Source organism: Pantoea folii, from assembly GCF_056678875.1.
On record NZ_JBWXON010000001.1, the window covers coordinates 136719 to 156666 of the forward strand.

Genomic DNA, 19948 nt, shown 5'->3' on the forward strand with positions numbered 1-19948 from the left:
TCTCCTTCCTCAGTGATTCAGTGCGCCAGCAAGTTGCTGACGGATAAATTGGGTGGTGAGCGTTTTGGCCACATCCAGATTGAACGGTTTCCCACTCAAGGCGGCGCGAAGCCAAAGGCCATCAATCAGGGATGCCAAACCGTGTGCCGCTAAGCGTGCCTGCTCACGTGGCAACTCACGACGAAACTCGGCAGCCAGTGTCGAAAACAAACGACGGCTGCTGACTCGCTCTAAACGACCGAGCTGCGGCTGATGCATGCTGCTGGCCCAGAAATCCAGCCAGGCTTTCATTGCTGCGCTGTGCACCTGGGTGTCATCAAAGTTACCTTCGACAATCGCCAGCAAGCGTGCTTCGGTCTTCGCGCCCGCCAATGGTTTCAAGCGGGCAGCCACGGCATCACGTAATTGACGCGTAATGTCGCGCATCGTTGCTTCCAGCAAACCGTTCTTGTCTTTGAAGTAGTGGCTGATGATGCCGGTTGAGACGCCAGCCCGGCGCGCAATTTGCGCAATGGTTGCGTCGTTGATACCCACTTCGTTGATGGTATCGAGGGTTGCATCAATCAGCTGCCGACGACGAATCGGCTGCATTCCCACCTTTGGCATGACTCCAGCTCCACCACAATGTCAGAGGACTATTTAAACTTTTTTTGATTGCACGTTCAATATAAAAAAGAATTTTGTTAGGATACTGTGCTTCGATTGTTACAAAAGCGCAGCGGTGATCCGGGCTATGCGGCTCATCGTCAGAAGAAAGCACTACAGGGAGGGACAACAGGGGTACTGATAACAACAAGGCCTGGCAGACAGGTCACGCTAATCCATTGAGTCATTACAGGAAATTAACCAGAGGTCATCGATGATTAATCCACCTGCCAGTGAAAAAGACAGAATCAATCCTGTGGTGTTCTACACCTCAGCCGGACTGATTCTGACATTTTCACTTGTCACTATTTTTTACAGCGAGCTGGCTGCCAGCTTAATTCAGACTGCGGTTAACTGGGTTACCGCTACATTTGGCTGGTACTACATGCTGGCCGCGACGCTGTATATCGTGTTCGTTATCTACATGGCCTGTTCACGTTACGGCGCCATCAAGCTCGGGCCAGAGCAATCCAAACCAGAATTCAGCTTATTAAGCTGGTCAGCGATGCTGTTTGCGGCCGGTATCGGAATTGATCTGATGTTCTTCTCGGTGGCCGAACCGGTCACGCAGTACATGCAACCGCCTGAAGGCGCCGGACAAACCATGGAAGCCGCCCGGCAAGCCATGGTGTGGACGTTGTTCCACTACGGCGTAACTGGCTGGTCAATGTACGCGCTGATGGGGATCGCGCTGGGGTACTTTAGCTACCGCTACAATTTGCCGCTCACCATCCGTTCTGCGCTGTATCCAATCTTTGGCAAACGTATTAACGGGCCGATTGGCCATACCGTGGATATTGCAGCGGTAGTGGGGACCATCTTCGGCATCGCCACCACCTTAGGGATTGGCGTGGTTCAGCTCAATTATGGCCTGAACGTGTTGTTCGATATTCCGGAAGGCTTTACCGCGCAGGCGGCGTTGATTGTGCTGTCGGTGATTATCGCCACCATTTCCGTGACCTCTGGCGTGGATAAAGGCATCCGTATTCTGTCGGAACTCAACGTTGCGCTGGCATTGGGGCTGATTCTGTTTGTGCTGTTCATGGGCAAAACCGACTTCCTGCTGAATGCACTGGTGCTCAATGTCGGTGATTACATCAACCGCTTTATGGGCATGACGCTGAACACCTTTGCGTTTGAACAGCCAAGAGAGTGGATGAACAGCTGGACGTTGTTCTTCTGGGCATGGTGGGTCGCCTGGTCCCCGTTTGTTGGCTTGTTCCTGGCGCGCATTTCACGCGGTCGTACTATCCGTGAGTTCGTGCTCGGTACGCTGATTATTCCGTTCACCTTCACGCTTTTGTGGCTGTCGGTCTTTGGTAACGCCGCGCTGTATGAAATTATCCACGGTGATGCCGGCTTTGCTCAGGAAGTGATGGCGCATGCAGAACGTGGCTTCTACAGCCTGCTGGCGCAGTATCCGGCGTTTAAGTTCAGCGCTTCGGTCGCGACCATTACCGGCATGCTGTTCTACGTCACCTCAGCGGATTCCGGTTCACTGGTGTTGGGTAACTTCACTTCGAAGCTGAAAGACATCAACAGTGATGCACCGAACTGGCTGCGTATCTTCTGGTCAGTGGCGATTGGTGTTCTGACCATGGGTATGTTGATGACCAACGGTATCTCTGCGCTGCAGAATGCCACGGTGATCATGGGACTGCCGTTCAGCTTTGTGATCTTCTTTGTGATGGCCGGTTTGTATAAGTCTCTCAAAGTGGAAGACCATCGCCGCGCCAGCGCCAGTCGTGAAACGGCACCGTACATTCCGGCCAGCAACGATCGCCTGAGCTGGAAGAAACGTCTGTCGCGTCTGATGAACTATCCAGGCACACGCTACACCCAGCAAATGATGGAGAACGTCTTGTTCCCGGCAATGCAGGATGTAGCGAAAGAACTGGAGTTGCGCGGCGGTCGGGTTTCACTGGACCGCGTGGAGCCGGAAGAGGGCCATCCGTTAGGTTATCTGGATTTGCGCGTGCTGCTGGGTGAAGAGCAAGACTTCGTGTATCAGATCTGGCCGCAGCAGTATTCGGTGCCGGGCTTTACCTATCGAGCGCGCAGTGGTAAATCGACCTATTACCGTCTGGAGACATTCCTTCTGGAAGGTAGCCAGGGCAACGATTTGATGGACTACAACAAGGAGCAGGTGATTATCGATATTCTCGATCAGTACGAACGTCACCTGAACTTTATCCATTTGCATCGCGAAGCACCGGGCAGCAATATCACTTTCCCAAGCGTATAAGCCCACGGACAGCGGCAGCCCTGCCGCTGTCCGTGCACTTTCCCTGGAGCAAGCTACACTTTCAGCCTGCTCTAAGGGAGACTGAAATGAAATTGGGTTTTGCGTGTAAGTACTTCGATGCACAGGCTAAGCAGCCGTTTCCGTTTAAAATCACCACGCGTACGCGTTTCCTGAGTCTTGATCGCGAGGAACAAGCGCGTTTACTGGCGCAGTTGGCAACCAACAACCTCGAAAACCAATTCCTCACGCTGCAGCAACTGGCAAAACTGCCGGATGCGATGCGCATGATGCGGATTGGCAGCGACCTGTTGCCGCTGTATACCGTGCCAGAGGCCACCGCCATCTACAGCGAATTAATGCCCGATTTAAAACCGTTGTTTGCCAGGTGTGGCGAGATAGCGCGCGCAAACAACATCCGTCTCTCATTCCATCCCGGACAATATTCCGTTCTCGCTTCGGATAATGAAGGGGTAGTGGATCGGGCGATTGAGGATGTGGAGTATCATGCACTGTGTGCCGTGTTAATGGGGTATGGTCGCCAGTTCCAGGATTTCAAAATCAATATCCATATGAACGGCAAAAAAGGCATCGAGGGGTTTCGCGCGGCGTTTCAGCGCCTCTCTCCTGAAGCACGCAATATGCTGACGGTTGAAAATGATGAAATCTCTTGTTCGCTGGATGATGTATTACAGGCGCGCGATCTCTGTCCGGTGGTGCTGGATATTCACCATCACTGGGTGAAAGAGAATCAATTTATCAAAGCGGATGATGCGCGTATCCCGTTAATTATCGAATCGTGGCGCGGTGTGCGTCCGGTATTACATTATTCGATTGCGCAGGAAGGATTAATCTCAGAACATGGCTTCCCGGATCAGCACGATTTAACGGTGGCAAAAACCAAACTGCGTGCGCATTCTGAATACTACTTTAATCAGGATTTAAACGACTGGGCGTTATCATTTACTGACTTCGACATTATGTGCGAAGTGAAAATGAAGAATCTGGCGGTCGAGCGCTTATACCGTTATGCGCTCGACCAGGGTGAGATTAAGGCGAGGTAATCACAATCGCCACACGGCGATTCTGCGCGCGGCCTTGTGCACTGTTATTGCTGGCAATGGGGGCGCTCATGCCCAGACCTCGGGTGGTGATGTTGGTTCGCGGTACATCCGCACCCAACGCCCATTGTGTTGCCACAGCATCAGCACGTTTCAGTGACAACTGCTGGTTATAATCCGCCTTGCCGTAATTATCCGTATGACCGTCAATGCGGACATGCTGAATGCCCGTCGCTGAGAGGTTTTTCGCCATATTGGCGATATTGGCTTTACTGGCCGCGGTGAGTTCAGACTCATTTACCCCAAACAGGATTTTGTCGGATAAACCTAATCCCCAGCCTTCCATATTTTCAGTAAAACCTGCGCTTTGCATCGCCGCAATCTGTGCGGCGGAGAAACGACCTTTTGACTGACAGCCCGCACAAGCCAGAATACACAGCAGCAGAAAGAGTTTAATTTTCATACCCGTACCTTACTTATCCCTTTATTTTTGTACATATGCATATCTGCACGTTCCAGAATTGATTGCACCGTATCGCCATGCTGCGACCAGGCGTAACCAATAGTGACCGAGGTGGTTATCGGTGTGCCTTCCGCGATCATAATCTTCTGCGCAATGGCTTCCCTGATCTCCTCTGTCAGTTGCAGCAGCTGTTTCTCAGTCGCGCGGCTGGTTATTAACATCGCAAACTCATCACCGCCGAGGCGCGCGACCATATCCTGTTTATAGGCCAGTGCAAGCAGGCGGGAACCGATGGCTTTCAGCACCTCATCGCCCGCCGCATGTCCCCAGTTATCATTGATGCTCTTGAATCGATCGCCATCCAGGAACAGCAACACAAAGCGCTCATGAGCGAATTGGCCATCAAGCAATCGGGTTAACTGCGTGACAAAGGCGGCGCGGTTGGCCAGTCCGGTGAGCGGATCTTCCAACGCTTTCGCCGCTAACGACCGGTTATCACGCAGTAACGAAGCCTGTAGTGATTGCATCTCTGCGAGCAACGAGTTGAGATCGTCCGAAAACAGCTGAAACTCTTTGGTCGGGCTTTCGGGAATACGCAGCGAAAAATCACCCGAGCTGATGACGTAATGAATCGAGCTGGTGATATTGCGTAGCGTCTGCAAAATTCCCCGATGCAGAAAAGCGCTCAGCATAAAGGCAACAATCAGTACGCAAAGCATACCGCTGGATAAAATCATCACTGAGTAACGGATAAAATCCGTCGCCCCTTTGACCGTACCCGCCAGCGTCAACGTCCCGACGACATTTTCCGCATGATTAATATTGACGCTCAGCGGGCGCGCGTAGATCCATTCGCGTAAGAAGTTCTCATACCAGCCATCCTGCTGCTGTTGATCTTGCCAGTTAACCAACACGGTTTGATCGTCCGTTACCAGTTTCGCCGTAGCAAACATGCCTTCGTTGCCCAACATGGCAATTTTTTTGTGGGCGTCATAACTGTCTTCAAATACGGTGGCAGCGGTCAGGCTGTTGCTCAGCGTTGCGGCAATCAGCTCCAGGTTGCGCTTTTCATAACGCTTGATGAAAAGTAACGAAGTGGAGGTCAGCAGCAACCAGCACAGCAACAAGATAACGGCGGAGTTGATGATGCTGATCTTGCGCAGCCTGATGCGGATAGATGATTTTTCATTTTTGATTTTTTCAAATTTCATCTTATTGGCTTCCTTTGCGCGACAGCAATAACACATCCGGACTCACGCGAACGCCACTGCGAGCCAGTGAATCAAGGTTTACGGCAAACATCGGATGATCGGCATTAAAAATAAGACAGAAAGCGGCTCCAATGGCGCAATCGGTATTATTTTCAGCCAGAGAGAGAACGGCGTGGCCTTTCTCCAGGCTGAGCAATTCGGTCTGTTGCTGCGGCGACTGATCGCCGAAATAGACGGCATCACAGCGATTGCTGGCTAACTCGGTTTCACTGTTGAGATAGACCACGCTAAAGGGCAGCGATGTCGCGGTGGCGCTGGCAGGAAAATTGACATGGCGCGCAGAATTGAACACACACAACTGTGGAGCGTCGTGCAACGCCGGCCAGCGGGTGAAGCTAATGATACCGCTGACAATACGGTTGGCTTTGTCATCTTTCGTCGCGGGGTTTTGCGCCGCAGCAGCAGGCAGGGATAGCGGCAATATCAACAGTGCCAGCGAACCGATGCAGATCAGCGCGGCTTTAAGCTGAGCCAAAAGCAGAAATAAAACTTCACGAGGGTGAAGACGAGGTTCAAAACGTAACATGCCGCTATTCCGCTGGGTTCAACCCGTAAATAGTACCATCGGCATTTATAAAAGAGTACAGGTGTTCAATAGCGGAAAACGCGGACTATTTACTCTGGCAGGATAATCAGATCCAAACATTAATAGAGAATTTAATGCGGTATTTATATAAACATGCCGGGCGAACTGACATCGCCCGGCAGTGAATCGCAAAGATTATTCACTTAAATCGCGGCCATTGCTGGCAATCACTTTTTTATACCACCAGAAAGATTTTTTGCGAGTGCGTGCCAGTGAGCCATTGCCTTGATCATCACGATCGACGTAAACAAAGCCGTAGCGTTTACTCATCTCGCCCGTTGAGGCTGCGACCAAATCAATGCATCCCCAGGTGGTGTAACCTATCACCGGGATGCCATCGGCTATCGCTTCGCCCATTGCCTGGATGTGCTGCTTCAGGTAGCTGATACGGTAATCGTCATGAATCTCGCCGTTGGCATCGATTTCATCGCGCGCCCCCAGGCCGTTTTCCACCAAAAATAGCGGCTTTTGATAACGGTCGTACATCATGTTCATGGTTATGCGCAGGCCTAAGGGATCGATGCCCCAGCCCCAGGCGCTACGGGGAATGTGCGGATTGGTCAGCGATTTCACCACGTTCGCCGCACTGCTGTTTTTCTCGTTCATATCGGCTGAGGCACAGCGCGACGCATAGTAGCTGAAGGAGACAAAATCCACGGTATGACGCAGGAGTTCTGCATCACCGTCCTGCCACTCAATCTCAATGCCTTTCTCGCGGAACACGCGAGCTGCGTAGGAAGGATAAGCACCGCGCGCCTGCACATCGATAAAGAACAGGTTCTCGCGATCTTTTTCCATCGCCGCCCAGACATCTTCAGGGTTACATGACCACGGATAGAAATTGCCGCCCGCCAGCATGCAGCCGACCTGATTTTCGGGGTCAATCTCGTGTGCAATTTTCGTCACCAGCGCACTGGCGACCAGTTCATGATGCGCCGCCTGGTATTTAACCTGCTCTCGATTATCCTTTGGTCCGAAGACCAGGCCAGCGCCAGAGAACGGGCTGTGCAGCAGAATGTTGATCTCGTTAAACGTCAGCCAATATTTCACCAGCCCGTTGAAAGCTTCAAAGCAGGTGCGGGCATAGCGGGCGAAGAATTCAATCATCTTGCGGTTGCGCCATGAACCGTACTCGGTAACCAAATGCATCGGTACGTCAAAATGGCATAACGTCACCAGCGGCGTGATGCCATATTTTTGGCACTCTTCGAACAGGCTGCGATAGAAAGCGATACCTTCAGGATTTGGCGTTAACTCATCACCTTTCGGGTAGATGCGGCTCCAGGCAATGGACGTGCGAAACACCGTGAAGCCCATTTCCGCCATCAACGCGATGTCATCTTTATAGCGACGATAAAAATCGATGGCATCATGGCTCGGATAGTATTCATCATCACGCAAGGTGAAGCGCGGTTCCAGCCCGAGTTTGACCGGCATACGGTGTTCGCCCTGCGGGATCATATCCACCGTGGTTAAGCCTTTACCGCCCGCCAGATAGCTCCCCTCCGACTGATTAGCGGCTAACGCGCCGCCCCATAAAAATCCCTCTGGAAATGTCACTTCAGACATAAAAAACCTCAGTTAATCAATTCACATTGACGGCTTTAGCAGGATCCACAACCGGTTTAGGCTGCGCTGTTTCACTCACCGGAATATCTTCAAAGCCAAGAATCAGGGTCAGAACAAATGAAAGCACCACCGACAACACCATCACACCGCCGACCCATACAATGCTCATCGGATTAGCCGGATCAAAGAATTGTACGCTGGTGAACAAGCCGGGTGAGGCCATGGAGTGACTGGCGAGCCCGCCGATGCCGGCTACCGCGCCACAGATAAATCCGCTGATCAGGCTGGCGATCAGTGGTCGTTTGAGTCGCACCGCAACACCATAGAGAGCGGGTTCCGAGATCCCAGCCACAATCGCTGAAGCCGCTGCGGCAAAAGCGGTCTGACGCAATTCCGGATTCTTGGTTTTGAAGGCTACGGCCAGCGATGACCCGCCGAGTGACAGATTGGCGCCGATTTCAGAGGGCATTACCATGCCTTCTTTGCCGGTTTCCGCAATAGTCTGGATGATGGTCGGGGTAAACACGCGGTGCATGCCGGTCATCACCAGCAGTGGCCACAACGCGCCCATGATCGCAACGGATAACCAGCCGAGATAGCCATGAATGGTGTAAACCAGCGCTGAAATACCGCTACCAATCCAGATGCCGAGTGGGCCAATCAGCACAATGGCAATCGGTGCGGCGATCAGCACAATCAACATCGGTTTGAGGAAGTTTTTGGTGACCGCAGGGGTAAAGCGATCCACCCAGTATTCGATGTGCGACAGGATCCAGGTCATCACCAGCGCCGGGATGACGGTGTAGGTGTATTTCACCGCCGTCACCGGGATATAGGCGAACTCCACGGCCTGGCCTTGTGCCGCTTTGGCCATCAAATCAATAAAGTTGGGATGCACCAGTACGCCGGCAATCGCAATCGCCAATGACATATTGGTTTTAAATTTCAGTGCCGCCGAGGCCGCCACCATTACCGGCAGGAAGAAAAAGGCGCCGTCACCGATGACATTCAGGATCACCAGCGTAGACGAACCTTTATCCAGTGCACCGCTCATCTCCAGCACCATTGCCAGCAGCTTGACCATCGATCCCCCGATGATCGCCGGGATCAGCGGCGACATGGTGCCCACCAGCGCATCAAGAATGCCCGCGCCAATGCTACGCAGGGTGATTTTGCGTTTCACTGGGGTGCTGTTGTCGCTATTCGGTGTGCCGAGTTTAAGCACTTCCTGATACGCGAGATTAACGTTATTGCCAATGATCACCTGGCATTGCGTATCGGTATGTACCACGCCCATCACGCCTGGAATCGCTTTCAGCGTGGCGTTATCGATCAGGGCAGTGTCGCGAAGTACGAAACGCAGGCGCGTCATGCAGTGCGTAACGGCTTCGATATTGTTCAAGCCGCCGAGCGAAGCCACGATGTCGCGTGAAACGTCAGCATAATTTTTAGCCATGGATTGTAGGTCTCTGATTTTTTTGAGTAGGGGTACGTTTGCCCGCATATCTATTGCGAGTCATGAGAAACCGGTTTCACAAAATCATGAATATGAAATCCTTACCAGGCAAGGAGTTTAAAATTTGATGTTTAAAAGTGTGATAGTGATCTATAAGGAGGTGAGGAGCGGGCAAACATTACGGTGAAAAAATTCTCCGCATAATTCGCGACTTAGGTAAACTTCAGCGATACGAGCGTAAATCAGAGTGAAATATGGCAACCATTGTTGAGGTGGCAAGGGTCGCAGGCGTATCTAAAGCCACGGTGTCACGTGTGCTGTCCGGCAACGGTTATGTCAGCGAAGAGAAGCGGGAATTGGTGTTTAAGGCCATCGCGGCAACCGGCTTTCGCCCCAATTTACTGGCGCGAAATCTGGCAACCAAGTCGAGCCAGACTATTGGCCTGGTGATCACCAACACCCTCTATTCCGGCAGCTATTTTACTGAGCTCATGCAGCATTCCGCCCGACTGATGGAGCAGCAGGGGCGACAACTGCTATTGGTGGATGGCAAACACAGTGCGGAAGAGGAGCGTGCTGCGATTCAATTTTTGCTCGATTTGCGCTGTGACGGCGTCATCATCTATCCGCGCTTTCTCACCATTGAAGAAATGGACGCTATCATCGATCAGCACTCGCATCCGATTCTGGTGATCAACCGTCGTCTGCGGCAACACGACAGCTACTGTATTTACGCCGATCAACAACGCACCAGCGCCGACGCCGTTGAAGCGTTAATCAAACTGGGGCATCGTGACATTGCCTTTATTACCGGGTCGCTCGATTCGCCCACCGGCCGTGAGCGCCTGGCGGGCTACCAATCGGCGCTGGCAAAACACCAGATTCCGGTTCAGCAAGCGTTGATTATTGAAGGGAAGTGGCAGGCGCAAAACGGCGTAGCGGCGGTAGAAACCTTGTTAAACCAGGGCAGTCCGTTTAGCGCACTGGTGGCCAGTAATGATGATATGGCGGTAGGAGCGTTAAAAGCGTTGGCATCGCACAACATTGCGGTTCCGGCTCAGGTCTCCGTGCTGGGATTTGATGATATTCCGCTGGCCCCCTTCACCGTTCCATCGCTCTCTAGCGTGAAAATGCCGGTGACGGAGATGATTCAGGAAACGCTTGCAAGGCTGATATCGATGCTCGACGGGGGCGAAATGCGCAATCGCCAGCGCTTCTCGGGTGAAGTGATGATGCGAGAATCCGTCGGCCCAGGACCTTTCGCCTGTTAAAAAACAGTGACGGTTCAGTAATATAACGCTGATAAACAAGAGGTTGGCGAATCTTATCGATATATAATCGAAAATATAGCGCTAGCTTAATGCGCGCATCCTTTCGTCAGTCATCCTGGAAATGTCATGTTTATCAAGCGTATCACCCTGGTGAAAACAGGTTTCACCAGTGCCATGTTATTGTACGCCGTTCCGCTGTATGCCACATCCGAGCAACCGACCATTGCAGTGACTGCCTCGCCGAATCAACCCCCTGCAGAAACCGATAAAAAAGCCACGCTGGGCAATCTCGGTAAACAGGAAGTGCGCAACACGCCGTGGTCGGTGCAAACCCTGTCACCTGAGTTTATGAAGCGCCAGCAGTTGAAAAGCGTCAGCGATCTTTATCGTTACATGCCATCGGTGCAGGGGGATGGGGCACGCCCGCAAACGCGGGGTATGCAGGGCAGTGTGGTGCAGAACAGCATGATCGATGGGCTGAATGTGGTATCGACCACCGACTACGCCGCTGAACAGTTTGATCAGATTGAGGTGCTGAATGGTCTCGCCGGATCCTTATATGGTCCGGCCAATCCGGCAGGTCTGTTCAATTTCGTGAACAAACGCGCCAGTGACACACCGCAGCACTCCATTACTGTGGGCGCGGGGACCGGGTTAAGCCATCAGCTGGCCGGTGATTTTAGTGGGCCGCTGGATAGCAACGACCGTCTGCGTTATCGCCTTAATTTCCTTGATGATGAGGGCGATGGCTATGTGAAAGGCAGCAAAGTTCGCCGTCAGCTTTTCAGCCTGGCACTCGATGCGAATCTGACCGATCAAACGGTGCTGGAAACCAACTTCAGCTATTACCATTTCTACGACAAAGGCCTGCCGGGCAAATTTGCGCTTGGCAAGGGGTTGTCATTCCCCTCTGCGCCCAATCCGAAAACGGCGCACCTGGGGCAATCTTATGCGGGTGATGATAATCACACGCTGACTGCTGGCCTGCATCTCAAACATGACTTCGACGGAAACTGGCAGGGTGAAATCGGCGTTTTACGTCAGATTGCCGATCGCGAATCCACGGCGGTAACCAACACCTTCACCGACAGCCACGGCGACTACACCGCCACCACTTCATCTGCCACCGCCAGCCGCTTTACGATTAATAGCTACATGGCGAATTTAAATGGGGAAGTGGATACCGGTTGGATTCATCATCAAATTTCAACCGGGCTGCGCGGTTTTGTCTGGAAGAATTACAACCCCCGCAACGGTGCTTCCTCGACCCTGGGCAGCGCTTCGCTGGATAATCCCCAGGCTTTCGCTGAACCGGACTACCCTGATTTTACCGACCGCTATCATTCCGCCACTGCCAGCCAGCATGCATTTCTGCTCAGCGATAATCTGCAGTTTTCCCCGCAATGGAGCCTGTTACTGGCGGGCAGTGAGAGCCTGCTGAGTTCGTCCAACTACAGCAAAACGGGCAGTCGCAGCAGTGATTCTGCTAATAGTGGATTCAGCGGTTCCGCCAGCCTGGTGTATAAGCTGATTGATCCCATGACGCTTTATGTCACTTATGCTGATAGTCTGCAACAAGGGGACACCGCACCGGCCACGGCCAACAATGCCGGTGCGATATTGGCGCCGTATCGTAGCCGTCAGGTGGAAGTGGGCAGCAAGCTGGCGGTTAATAAACTGCTGCTGACCGCCGCGCTGTTCCAGATTAAACGCCCGTTTGCCTACACCCACGCCAGCGGCGATTACGCTATCGATGGCGAACAGCGTAACCGTGGGCTGGAATTGATGGCGGATGGTGACCTCACCAATCGTCTGCATCTGTTTGGCGGCATGACCTGGTTAGATCCGCGTCTGCTGGACACCGCCAGCACACAAACCGATGACAAACAGATTGTCGGCTTGCCTCGCTATACCGCCAGCCTGTTTGCCGCTTACGATTTACCGATGTTCAGCGGTACCGATATTCACGGCGGCATTCACTATGTTGGTCGTCGCACTACCGACAATCAAAATGACGGTTGGGTGGGCAGCTATACCACGCTGGATGCCGGTGCAGCTTACAAGACCCGGCTGTTTGATACCGCCACCACCTTCCGACTTGATGTCACGAACCTGACCAACCGCCATTACTGGACCAATATCGTGCCCGGTGGTCTGAACGGTTACAGCGGTGCAGGCTATGCCAGCGCTTCTCTCGGCGCGCCGCGTATGGTGCAGGTCTCCATGCAACTTAACTTCTAAGGGAGTGAATGATGAGCAAAATGTGGCGTCGGTTATTACCGATGTTGATGGTGAGTACACTGGCTTCAGCCCAAACGGTGATCGATGACACTGGCCATCATGTCGAAATCAGCCAACCGGCGATGCATATTGCTGACGCCTGGTTTGCGCATCACTCGTTGTTGATGACGTTGGGCGCGGGGGATCGCATCGTGGCGACGGTGAATCATCCCGCCGATCGTCCGTGGATGTTTAAGGTTCAGCCATCCCTCAATCAGGCACTGCAGGCGAAGGGGAAAACCTTTGCCAGTGAAGCACTGGTGGTGCGCCATGTTGACGCTATCTTTGTGCCAGCGAATGATCCTGATGCGGAATCGTATCGACTTGCAGGTATTCCGGTACTGGCAATGAACTTCGATGATTTTGCTTCGATGAAGCGTTCACTGATCACGACGGCGCAAGTGCTGGGTACGCCCGAGGCGGCGAAGCGAGCAGAAGCTTATAACCGCTACCTTGATCAGCACATTGCTGACATCAGCGGGAAAACGGCGGGTTTAAGTGAGGCACAACGACCACGGGTGTTGCACATCCAGTCGCTGCATCCATTGAAAGTCGATGGGCGCGATACGCTGATTGATACCTGGATTAATCTCGCCGGTGGTCGAAATGTCGCTGCAGGCATTGTCGGCAATATGAAGCCCATCTCCCCTGAAGACGTGATTCGCTGGAATCCTGATGTGATTATCATCGGTGCGGGCGCCGGATCGCTGGCAGATTCCGACTTTAAGACGTTGTTTGCCAGTGTGAAAGCCGTCCAGCAACATCGTGTGTGGCAGAATCCGGCAGGAGTGTTTCCGTGGGATCGTTATGGCACCGAGGTGGCGTTACAGATTCAATGGGCCGCAAAACAGTTGCATCCGGCGTTGTTCCCACAACTAGATTTAGTGAGTGCTACGCAGGCGTTTTATCAACAATTTTATGACTACTCGCTGACGGCGAATGACGCGCAGCGAATTTTACAGGCGTTGCCACCGGAATAAATCGGGCTTTTTTAAATATGTCATTTTAAATTCATTAGCTCCACTGTTGGAGAATCATGAACAAACCCGTTTAAGCTTTACTTAAAACGGGTTTGTTCAATATCCAGTCAAAGGTTTTTTAAGAAGGTGAATGGTCTTAAGTGCCGGGTAATAATAGGATTAGGATTTGCTCCATCCTGGATTGGTAAGTCCAGTGGAAATTAATGCTTGATGCCTTGAAGCATTAAAAAACGTGGATTAAGAAAAGTTTTAATCAGAATAAGTCTTATTGTGAGTAAATAATTGTCAGTGCTAAGTTGAATTTACACATCCGGACATCTTTCCTGAGGGAATTATGCACGCACGCATCAAGCATCTTGACGGAATGCGCGGTCTTGCCATCTTAATGGTGATTGGTTACCACGCCTATGCACGTTGGCCAGAACTCTTGCCCTATGTAAACCTCACACAACATATTCCAGTTTTTTCTTTCGGCTGGCTTGGTGTTGAGTTGTTTTTCATGATCTCCGGCTTTGTCATATTTATGACGCTGGATAAGTCTGAGAGCTATATCAGCTTCCTGAAAAAACGCTGGCTGCGACTGTTTCCGGCGATGCTGATTGCCAGCTTGTTACTCTATGCTGTGGGTGGTTTTTTCCCGGAATGGTCCGCTATGACGCCCTATGTCAGGAATCTGCTACCTGGGCTGATCTTCACCAATCCTGAAACGTTGGCACAAATAACCGGTATTGAATTTAAATCGATGGCGGGCTCATTTTGGTCGCTGTACGTTGAAGCGGTATTCTATCTGATTATTGGTGCCATCTATTTTACCCTGGGACGGAAATATTGCCTGCCGGGCTTGCTGGTGCCGATGTTACTGCTGTCCGCCTCCTCGGTGTTAAAATCTTTAGGTCATCCCATTTTCATTGATGTTATTTCTAAGTTTGGTTTTATTCACTACGCGTGGTTTATGATCGGCTGCCTGGTGTATGAAAGAATGCATGGCCGTGACAAAGGCTTTCATTATGCGGTTGTGGTTGTCGCGATGCTCATTAACTTCAGCTACTACGTTAAAAATGCGGGCGCCCTAACGGTCATTCCCTTACTGCTGGTCATGCTTTTCTTTATTGCCAGTTTTTATTCAAAACAATTGGAACGTTTGTTATCCGTTCGATTTTTCACTGCGATAGGTTTTGCCAGTTACGCCTACTATCTGATACATGAAAACCTCATGATTGCCATACTGATAAAAATGAATGTGCAGATCAAAAGTGAAACAGTCATGCTGCTCATGCCGATTGTGGTCGCCGCAGGGCTCTATTATTTGGCCTGGTTTATGACTAAATATCTCGAACCAGCGTTGAGAAATATGTTGAAGGGAAAACGGACACCTGCAGCAGAGGCGGGTTGATATCATGGTGCGGAATTCATTCCGCACCCGATGTTTCACGTTACAAACCAAACCCATAACGCAGCGCAGTATACGCCACCATGCCAGCCAGCACGGTGGCGAACAAACCGCGCGTCACGATGCCGGTGATCGCCGCAATCAGCGCCGCCAGTAACGATAAACTCAAACCTGAAGCGGTTAACGCCGGCTTTTCCATCAACTCGGCCGTGACAATGGCCGCCATAATGCCCGCCGGGATAAAGCTCAGCCACTGTTGCGCCAGCGGGGCGAGTCGGAAGCGGGAAAGCAGCAGAATCGGGCCAACGCGCATCACCGCTGTGATCAGCGCGGCAACCACAATGGTCAACAGGACATTACGCTCCATGTTATTTCCCCTCCTTGTATTTCATGCGTAACAGCAGCGTGGCCAGACTGGCGGCAATCGAGGCGGCGATGATCACCACTACGCTGAGATCCAGATGTCCCGCAGAAAAATAGGTCACCAGCACCGCAACCACAATCGCCAGCGTCTCCAGCCATTTGCGTCGGCTGGCAAACCACGTCATTAGAATCAGCCCGATAAACATCGATACCAGACTAAAACTCAATCCGGCCATCAGCGATTCAGGGACGGCAGATGCGGCATAAGCGCCAATCACACAGGCAATAACCCAGTTCAGCCAGGCGGGCAGGTTAAGACCAAACATCCAGGCAAAGGCGATTTTGCCGTGCTGGCTGCCGTGCTGTACCGCGACGCCGAAGGTCTCATCGGTGAGCAGCAGGCCGCTGACGACTTTCTGCCAGCCACTTTGGCCACGGAAGAACACGCTAATCGCTGAACTCATCAGCAAATAGCGCAGATTAACCAGCATCACGCTAAGCACCACCGAGGTCATTTCCGCGCCTGCTGCCCATAGCGAATAAAATAAAAACTGCGCCGAACCGGTGTAGAGCAGCGTCGCCAGCAGCGCGGTTTGCAATACGGAGAAACCGGCCAGCGTGCCAATGGCACCCGCAGCAAAACCGATGCTCAGGTAACCGGGCACGGTAGGTAAACAGGCGATAAAACCCGCGCGAAAACTCAGTGGATCGCTGTGTTTCGGCAGGGTGTGACTATTCAACGACATGACAATTTTCCAAAACCTTCTCAACAGATGCACCAATTTTAAGCCACGATGCGCAAGGCTATAGTAAAATCCTGCTCCCGGAGTACATCAGCGAAGGATTTGTGATGCAGGAAAAACGTGATGACATCAAATTGTGGCGTGACCGTGGTATGCACGGCGGCATGGAAATCCTGCGCGCACGCTGCTACGAGCACAGTTATCCGGCACACTTCCACGACGAATTCGTGATCGCGGCGTTTGCCCGAGGGGCACAACGTACCCGCATTTGCCGTCAACAGGGCATTGCCGCCGCTGGCACGGTGATGGTGATTTTGCCGGGAGAAGTGCACACCGGTGAAGCGGTCCAGCGTGAGGAAGGCTGGGATTACTGCGCGTTTTATCCTTCTGCCGCACTGGTCAATGAGATTGCGGAGTCACAAATCGGCGGCAAAGGTGAACTCAATTTTGGTGCGGAAGGGATGCGTTACGATCCGCTGCTGGCGCAGCAGATGTTGCAGGCTTCCGCCGTGATGCAAGAAAGTCCGGACGCAGTGGAAAAAGAGTGTGCGCTGTTTCAGGTGCTGAGCACGTTAATCCGTCAACACGGCGAACGCACGTTAAAAGGCGGTGAGCGGCATGCGTTACGCGCCGATATTCGGCAGGCGATCGATTATCTGCACAGCGATTACCATCAGCCGCTGGCGGTCAGTGAAATCGCCGCCGTCGCCGGGCTAAGCGAATACCATTTTATGCGCACCTTCCAGAAGCTGACCGGCTTATCGGTACATCAATACCTCACGCAGATTCGTCTGATGCGCGCAAAACGACTGCTGTCGCAGGGCTTCGATGCCGCACACACCGCCAGTGAAGTGGGCTTCTTCGACCAAAGCCACTTCATCAAGAAATTCCGCGCCCATTTTGGCATTACACCGGGTGCATTTGCGGCGGCATCGCAATGATGGAGCGAGGATCTTGCCATGACTTCCCGTAACAAACCCAATGAACAGGCGACGCCGCTGTCGGTCGGTTTCGTCCTGCTGAACCGCTTTACGCTGCTGCCGTTTGCGGCTTTTGTTGACTGCCTGCGTCTCGCCGCCGATGAAGGCGATCGCAGCCGTCAGCTGCGCTGTAGCTGGACGTTTATGTCCAGCTCAGGCAGTGAAGCCACTTCAAGCTGTGGCGCGGTGATCTCGCCCTGTGAAGCCCTAAAGAACCCGGAACATTTTGACTACATCGTGGTGATTGGCGGGGTGCAGGATGAGAAGGACAAAACCGATCATCGCGCGCTGGATTATATTCGCCTCGCCGCGCAGTTTGGCACGCCATTGGTCGGTTTATGTACCGGTGTCTTTGCATTGATTCAGGCTGGCGTGATGAAGGGAAAAGAGTGTTGTGTCAGCTGGTATCACCATGGCGATTTACAGCGGCGTTTTCCCGATATCACCCCGGTAGCCGATCGCATCTTTGTCGATGAAGGCAAGCTGATTACCTGTGCCGGTGGCGTGGCGGCGGCGGATGTTGCCGCGCATCTGATTGAACGCCATCTGGGCCGCGCATGGGCGATAAAAAGTCTGCATATCATGCTGATTGATGAAGCGCGCACCACGCATCATCCGCAGCCGCAACCGGTGATCTTCGAAAAAATAAAAGATCGCATGGTGCGTAGTGCCGTTGATGTGATCTCCCAACATATGGGCGAGGTGATTTCGGTTGAGCAACTCGCGCAACGCCTCAATACCTCGCGGCGCAATATTGAGCGTAAATTCAAAGATGAGCTGGGTGTCAGTCCGCAACGCTTCGCGCGTGACTTACGACTGCGTTATGGTCTTTGGCTACTGCTGTACAGCGCGAAAACAGTGACAGAAATTGGCGAGCGCTGTGGCTTCTCCGATACCGCGCATTTTTCCCGCCATTTCCGCGATGCCTTTGGTTATCCTCCCAGCCTGGCACGCAAGCAGGCCGCATTGCGCGATCAGCAGCATGTCGATCCATTCTTTATTCATATTGATAGTGCAATTGAAGGGCGTTGATTTCAGCGCTCTCGTTATTTCATTGTTGCTGCATAAAATGATTACCCACTGATTTACTTAATTTTTTCCGCCCGCCCGATTTAAGCCTTTCCAATCAGACATCACATTTTCTTATCCAATCGTGATGCACCTCAAACAATACAAATCACCTTCAAAAATTAAATCATTGATAAATAAGGGTTGTCGCGATTTTGTCATATTAAATGTCGCAAACGTTCAAGCTTACACCCGGCGATATTCAGTAGTGTGAAAACGTACTGAATTTGGCCACTAATCCTGATGAGGGTGTAGCAATGAATGCAAATGATTTGAACAGTGCCGATCCACAACTGTTTGCCGCCGTAGTGGGTGAGCTGGTGCGACAGGAAACACACATCGAATTAATCGCCTCGGAAAATTATGCCAGCTCCCAGGTCATGTCGCTGCAGGGCAGCCAGCTCACCAACAAATATGCTGAAGGCTATCCGGGGAAACGTTACTACGGCGGCTGCGAACATGTCGACACCATCGAGCGTTTAGCGATTGAACGTGCCTGCCTGCTGTTTGGTGCGGATTACGCCAACGTGCAGCCCCATTCCGGTGCTCAGGCGAACGCCGCGGTGTTTATGGCGTTGATCAAACCCGGCGACACCATTCTCGGCATGAGCCTGGCGCACGGCGGTCACTTAACCCATGGCGCCGCACCGAATGTCTCCGGTAAGCACTACAACGCCGTGCAATACGGTTTGAATGCTGAAACCGGTGAGATTGATTATCAGGAAGTGGAGCGCCTGGCAAAGGAGCACCATCCGAAACTGATTGTGGCCGGTTTCTCCGCTTATTCGCGCATCGTTGACTGGAAACGCTTCCGCGAAATCGCCGATAGCGTTGGCGCCTGGCTGATGGTGGATATGGCGCACGTGGCGGGTCTGGTCGCTGCGCGCTGTTATCCCAACCCGTTACCGCATGCACATGTGGTGACCACCACCACGCACAAAACCCTGCGCGGTCCGCGCGGTGGTCTGATTCTTTCAGCGAACGGTGATGAAGCGCTGTACAAAAAACTCAACTCCGCGGTGTTCCCTGGCCAGCAGGGCGGCCCGTTGATGCACGTGATTGCTGCCAAAGCGATGGCCTTCCGTGAAGCGATGGAGCAGGACTTCATTCACTACCAGGCCAAGGTGATCGATAACGCCAAAACCATGGCGAAAGTGTTCATCAAACGCGGCTACGACGTGGTGTCAGGCGGCACTGACAACCATCTGTTCCTGGTCTCATTGATTGGTCAGGAGATCACCGGCAAAGAAGCCGATGCTGCCCTGGGCCGCGCGCATATCACCGTGAATAAAAATTCCGTGCCCAACGATCCGCAAAGCCCGTTTGTGACCTCCGGTTTACGCATCGGCACGCCAGCCGTGACCACGCGCGGCTTTGGCGAGAAAGAGTGCGAGACCCTGGCGGGCTGGATTTGCGACATCCTTGATGTGCTGGCGCTGAAACAGAACAGCGACAACATCGAAGCCTGGGTGCGTTTCAACGTATCAGAGCTGTGTGCCAGACATCCGGTGTATGGCGAACATTCACCGCAGGCTATCGCCAAAAAAGCCATTGCCTGACCATTTTTCCCGGCTCAGGCC

17 protein-coding genes are annotated in these 19948 nt (G+C 52.5%); 9 read left to right on the forward strand and 8 right to left on the reverse strand.

Translation table 11 applies throughout. The features are described 5' to 3' along the window. Positions 1-9: 9 nt before the first annotated feature. On the reverse strand, positions 10-606 hold the full coding sequence (betI, locus tag AC1MDE_RS00740; RefSeq protein ID WP_058961345.1) for a transcriptional regulator BetI: 597 nt from the start codon (positions 604-606) through the stop codon (positions 10-12). 253 nt (positions 607-859) lie between these two features. Here betI and AC1MDE_RS00745 point away from each other — a divergent pair, with 253 nt between their 5' ends. Further along, a complete protein-coding gene (locus AC1MDE_RS00745) occupies positions 860-2890 on the forward strand; it encodes a choline transporter (RefSeq protein WP_058961346.1) in 2031 nt (676 codons plus the stop codon). An 86-nt stretch (positions 2891-2976) separates the two neighbouring features. Further along, on the forward strand, positions 2977-3951 hold the full coding sequence (gene uvsE, locus AC1MDE_RS00750) for a UV DNA damage repair endonuclease UvsE (RefSeq protein ID WP_480344115.1): 975 nt from the start codon (positions 2977-2979) through the stop codon (positions 3949-3951). Here uvsE and yfiB read toward each other — a convergent pair. The 5 genes from yfiB to ascF form a co-directional block, all read right to left on the reverse strand. Continuing rightward, positions 3938-4411: an outer membrane lipoprotein YfiB gene (yfiB, locus tag AC1MDE_RS00755; protein WP_058961348.1), complete on the reverse strand. Its 474-nt coding sequence runs from the start codon at positions 4409-4411 to the stop codon at positions 3938-3940. The two genes, uvsE and yfiB, sit on opposite strands and share 14 nt — an antisense overlap. After that, complete coding sequence (gene dgcN / locus AC1MDE_RS00760) at positions 4408-5622, reverse strand: diguanylate cyclase DgcN/YfiN (protein WP_058961349.1); 1215 nt, start codon at positions 5620-5622, stop codon at positions 4408-4410. Before dgcN ends, yfiB begins: the two co-directional genes overlap by 4 nt. Position 5623: 1 nt before the next feature. Beyond that, positions 5624-6208 (reverse strand): regulatory sequestration protein YfiR, encoded by a 585-nt coding sequence (gene yfiR / locus AC1MDE_RS00765; RefSeq protein ID WP_058961350.1) that lies wholly within the window; start codon positions 6206-6208, stop codon positions 5624-5626. A gap of 195 nt (positions 6209-6403) precedes the next feature. Beyond that, the gene (locus AC1MDE_RS00770; protein WP_480344116.1) at positions 6404-7837 is read right to left on the reverse strand and encodes a 6-phospho-beta-glucosidase; all 1434 of its coding nucleotides are present in this window, start codon (positions 7835-7837) and stop codon (positions 6404-6406) included. Between the two features lie 16 nt (positions 7838-7853). Beyond that, entirely contained in the window at positions 7854-9293 is a 1440-nt protein-coding gene (gene ascF, locus AC1MDE_RS00775; protein WP_480344117.1) for a PTS cellobiose/arbutin/salicin transporter subunit IIBC, read from the reverse strand. 254 nt (positions 9294-9547) lie between these two features. Here ascF and AC1MDE_RS00780 point away from each other — a divergent pair, with 254 nt between their 5' ends. From AC1MDE_RS00780 to AC1MDE_RS00795, 4 genes are all read left to right on the forward strand, one after another. Next, positions 9548-10564, forward strand: coding sequence for a LacI family DNA-binding transcriptional regulator (locus AC1MDE_RS00780; RefSeq protein ID WP_480344118.1), 1017 nt, complete (start codon positions 9548-9550; stop codon positions 10562-10564). A gap of 126 nt (positions 10565-10690) precedes the next feature. Beyond that, a complete protein-coding gene (locus tag AC1MDE_RS00785; RefSeq protein ID WP_480344119.1) occupies positions 10691-12805 on the forward strand; it encodes a TonB-dependent receptor in 2115 nt (704 codons plus the stop codon). Between the two features lie 8 nt (positions 12806-12813). Beyond that, positions 12814-13824, forward strand: coding sequence for an ABC transporter substrate-binding protein (locus tag AC1MDE_RS00790; RefSeq protein WP_479402016.1), 1011 nt, complete (start codon positions 12814-12816; stop codon positions 13822-13824). A gap of 334 nt (positions 13825-14158) precedes the next feature. Next, positions 14159-15217 (forward strand): acyltransferase family protein, encoded by a 1059-nt coding sequence (locus tag AC1MDE_RS00795; protein WP_479400147.1) that lies wholly within the window; start codon positions 14159-14161, stop codon positions 15215-15217. A 40-nt stretch (positions 15218-15257) separates the two neighbouring features. Here AC1MDE_RS00795 and AC1MDE_RS00800 read toward each other — a convergent pair whose 3' ends face one another. Together AC1MDE_RS00800 and AC1MDE_RS00805 are read right to left on the reverse strand one after the other, a co-directional pair. Beyond that, entirely contained in the window at positions 15258-15581 is a 324-nt protein-coding gene (locus tag AC1MDE_RS00800) for an AzlD domain-containing protein (RefSeq protein ID WP_058961355.1), read from the reverse strand. A gap of 1 nt (position 15582) precedes the next feature. Continuing rightward, entirely contained in the window at positions 15583-16323 is a 741-nt protein-coding gene (locus tag AC1MDE_RS00805; protein ID WP_058961356.1) for an AzlC family ABC transporter permease, read from the reverse strand. Positions 16324-16427: 104 nt separating this feature from the next. On the opposite strand from AC1MDE_RS00805, the gene AC1MDE_RS00810 reads away from it, so the two are divergent. From AC1MDE_RS00810 to glyA, 3 genes are all read left to right on the forward strand, one after another. Continuing rightward, a complete protein-coding gene (locus AC1MDE_RS00810) occupies positions 16428-17261 on the forward strand; it encodes a helix-turn-helix transcriptional regulator (RefSeq protein ID WP_058961357.1) in 834 nt (277 codons plus the stop codon). A gap of 18 nt (positions 17262-17279) precedes the next feature. Then, positions 17280-18332: a GlxA family transcriptional regulator gene (locus tag AC1MDE_RS00815; RefSeq protein ID WP_034824021.1), complete on the forward strand. Its 1053-nt coding sequence runs from the start codon at positions 17280-17282 to the stop codon at positions 18330-18332. Between the two features lie 293 nt (positions 18333-18625). Further along, entirely contained in the window at positions 18626-19927 is a 1302-nt protein-coding gene (glyA, locus tag AC1MDE_RS00820) for a serine hydroxymethyltransferase (protein WP_058961358.1), read from the forward strand. Positions 19928-19948: the final 21 nt, after the last annotated feature.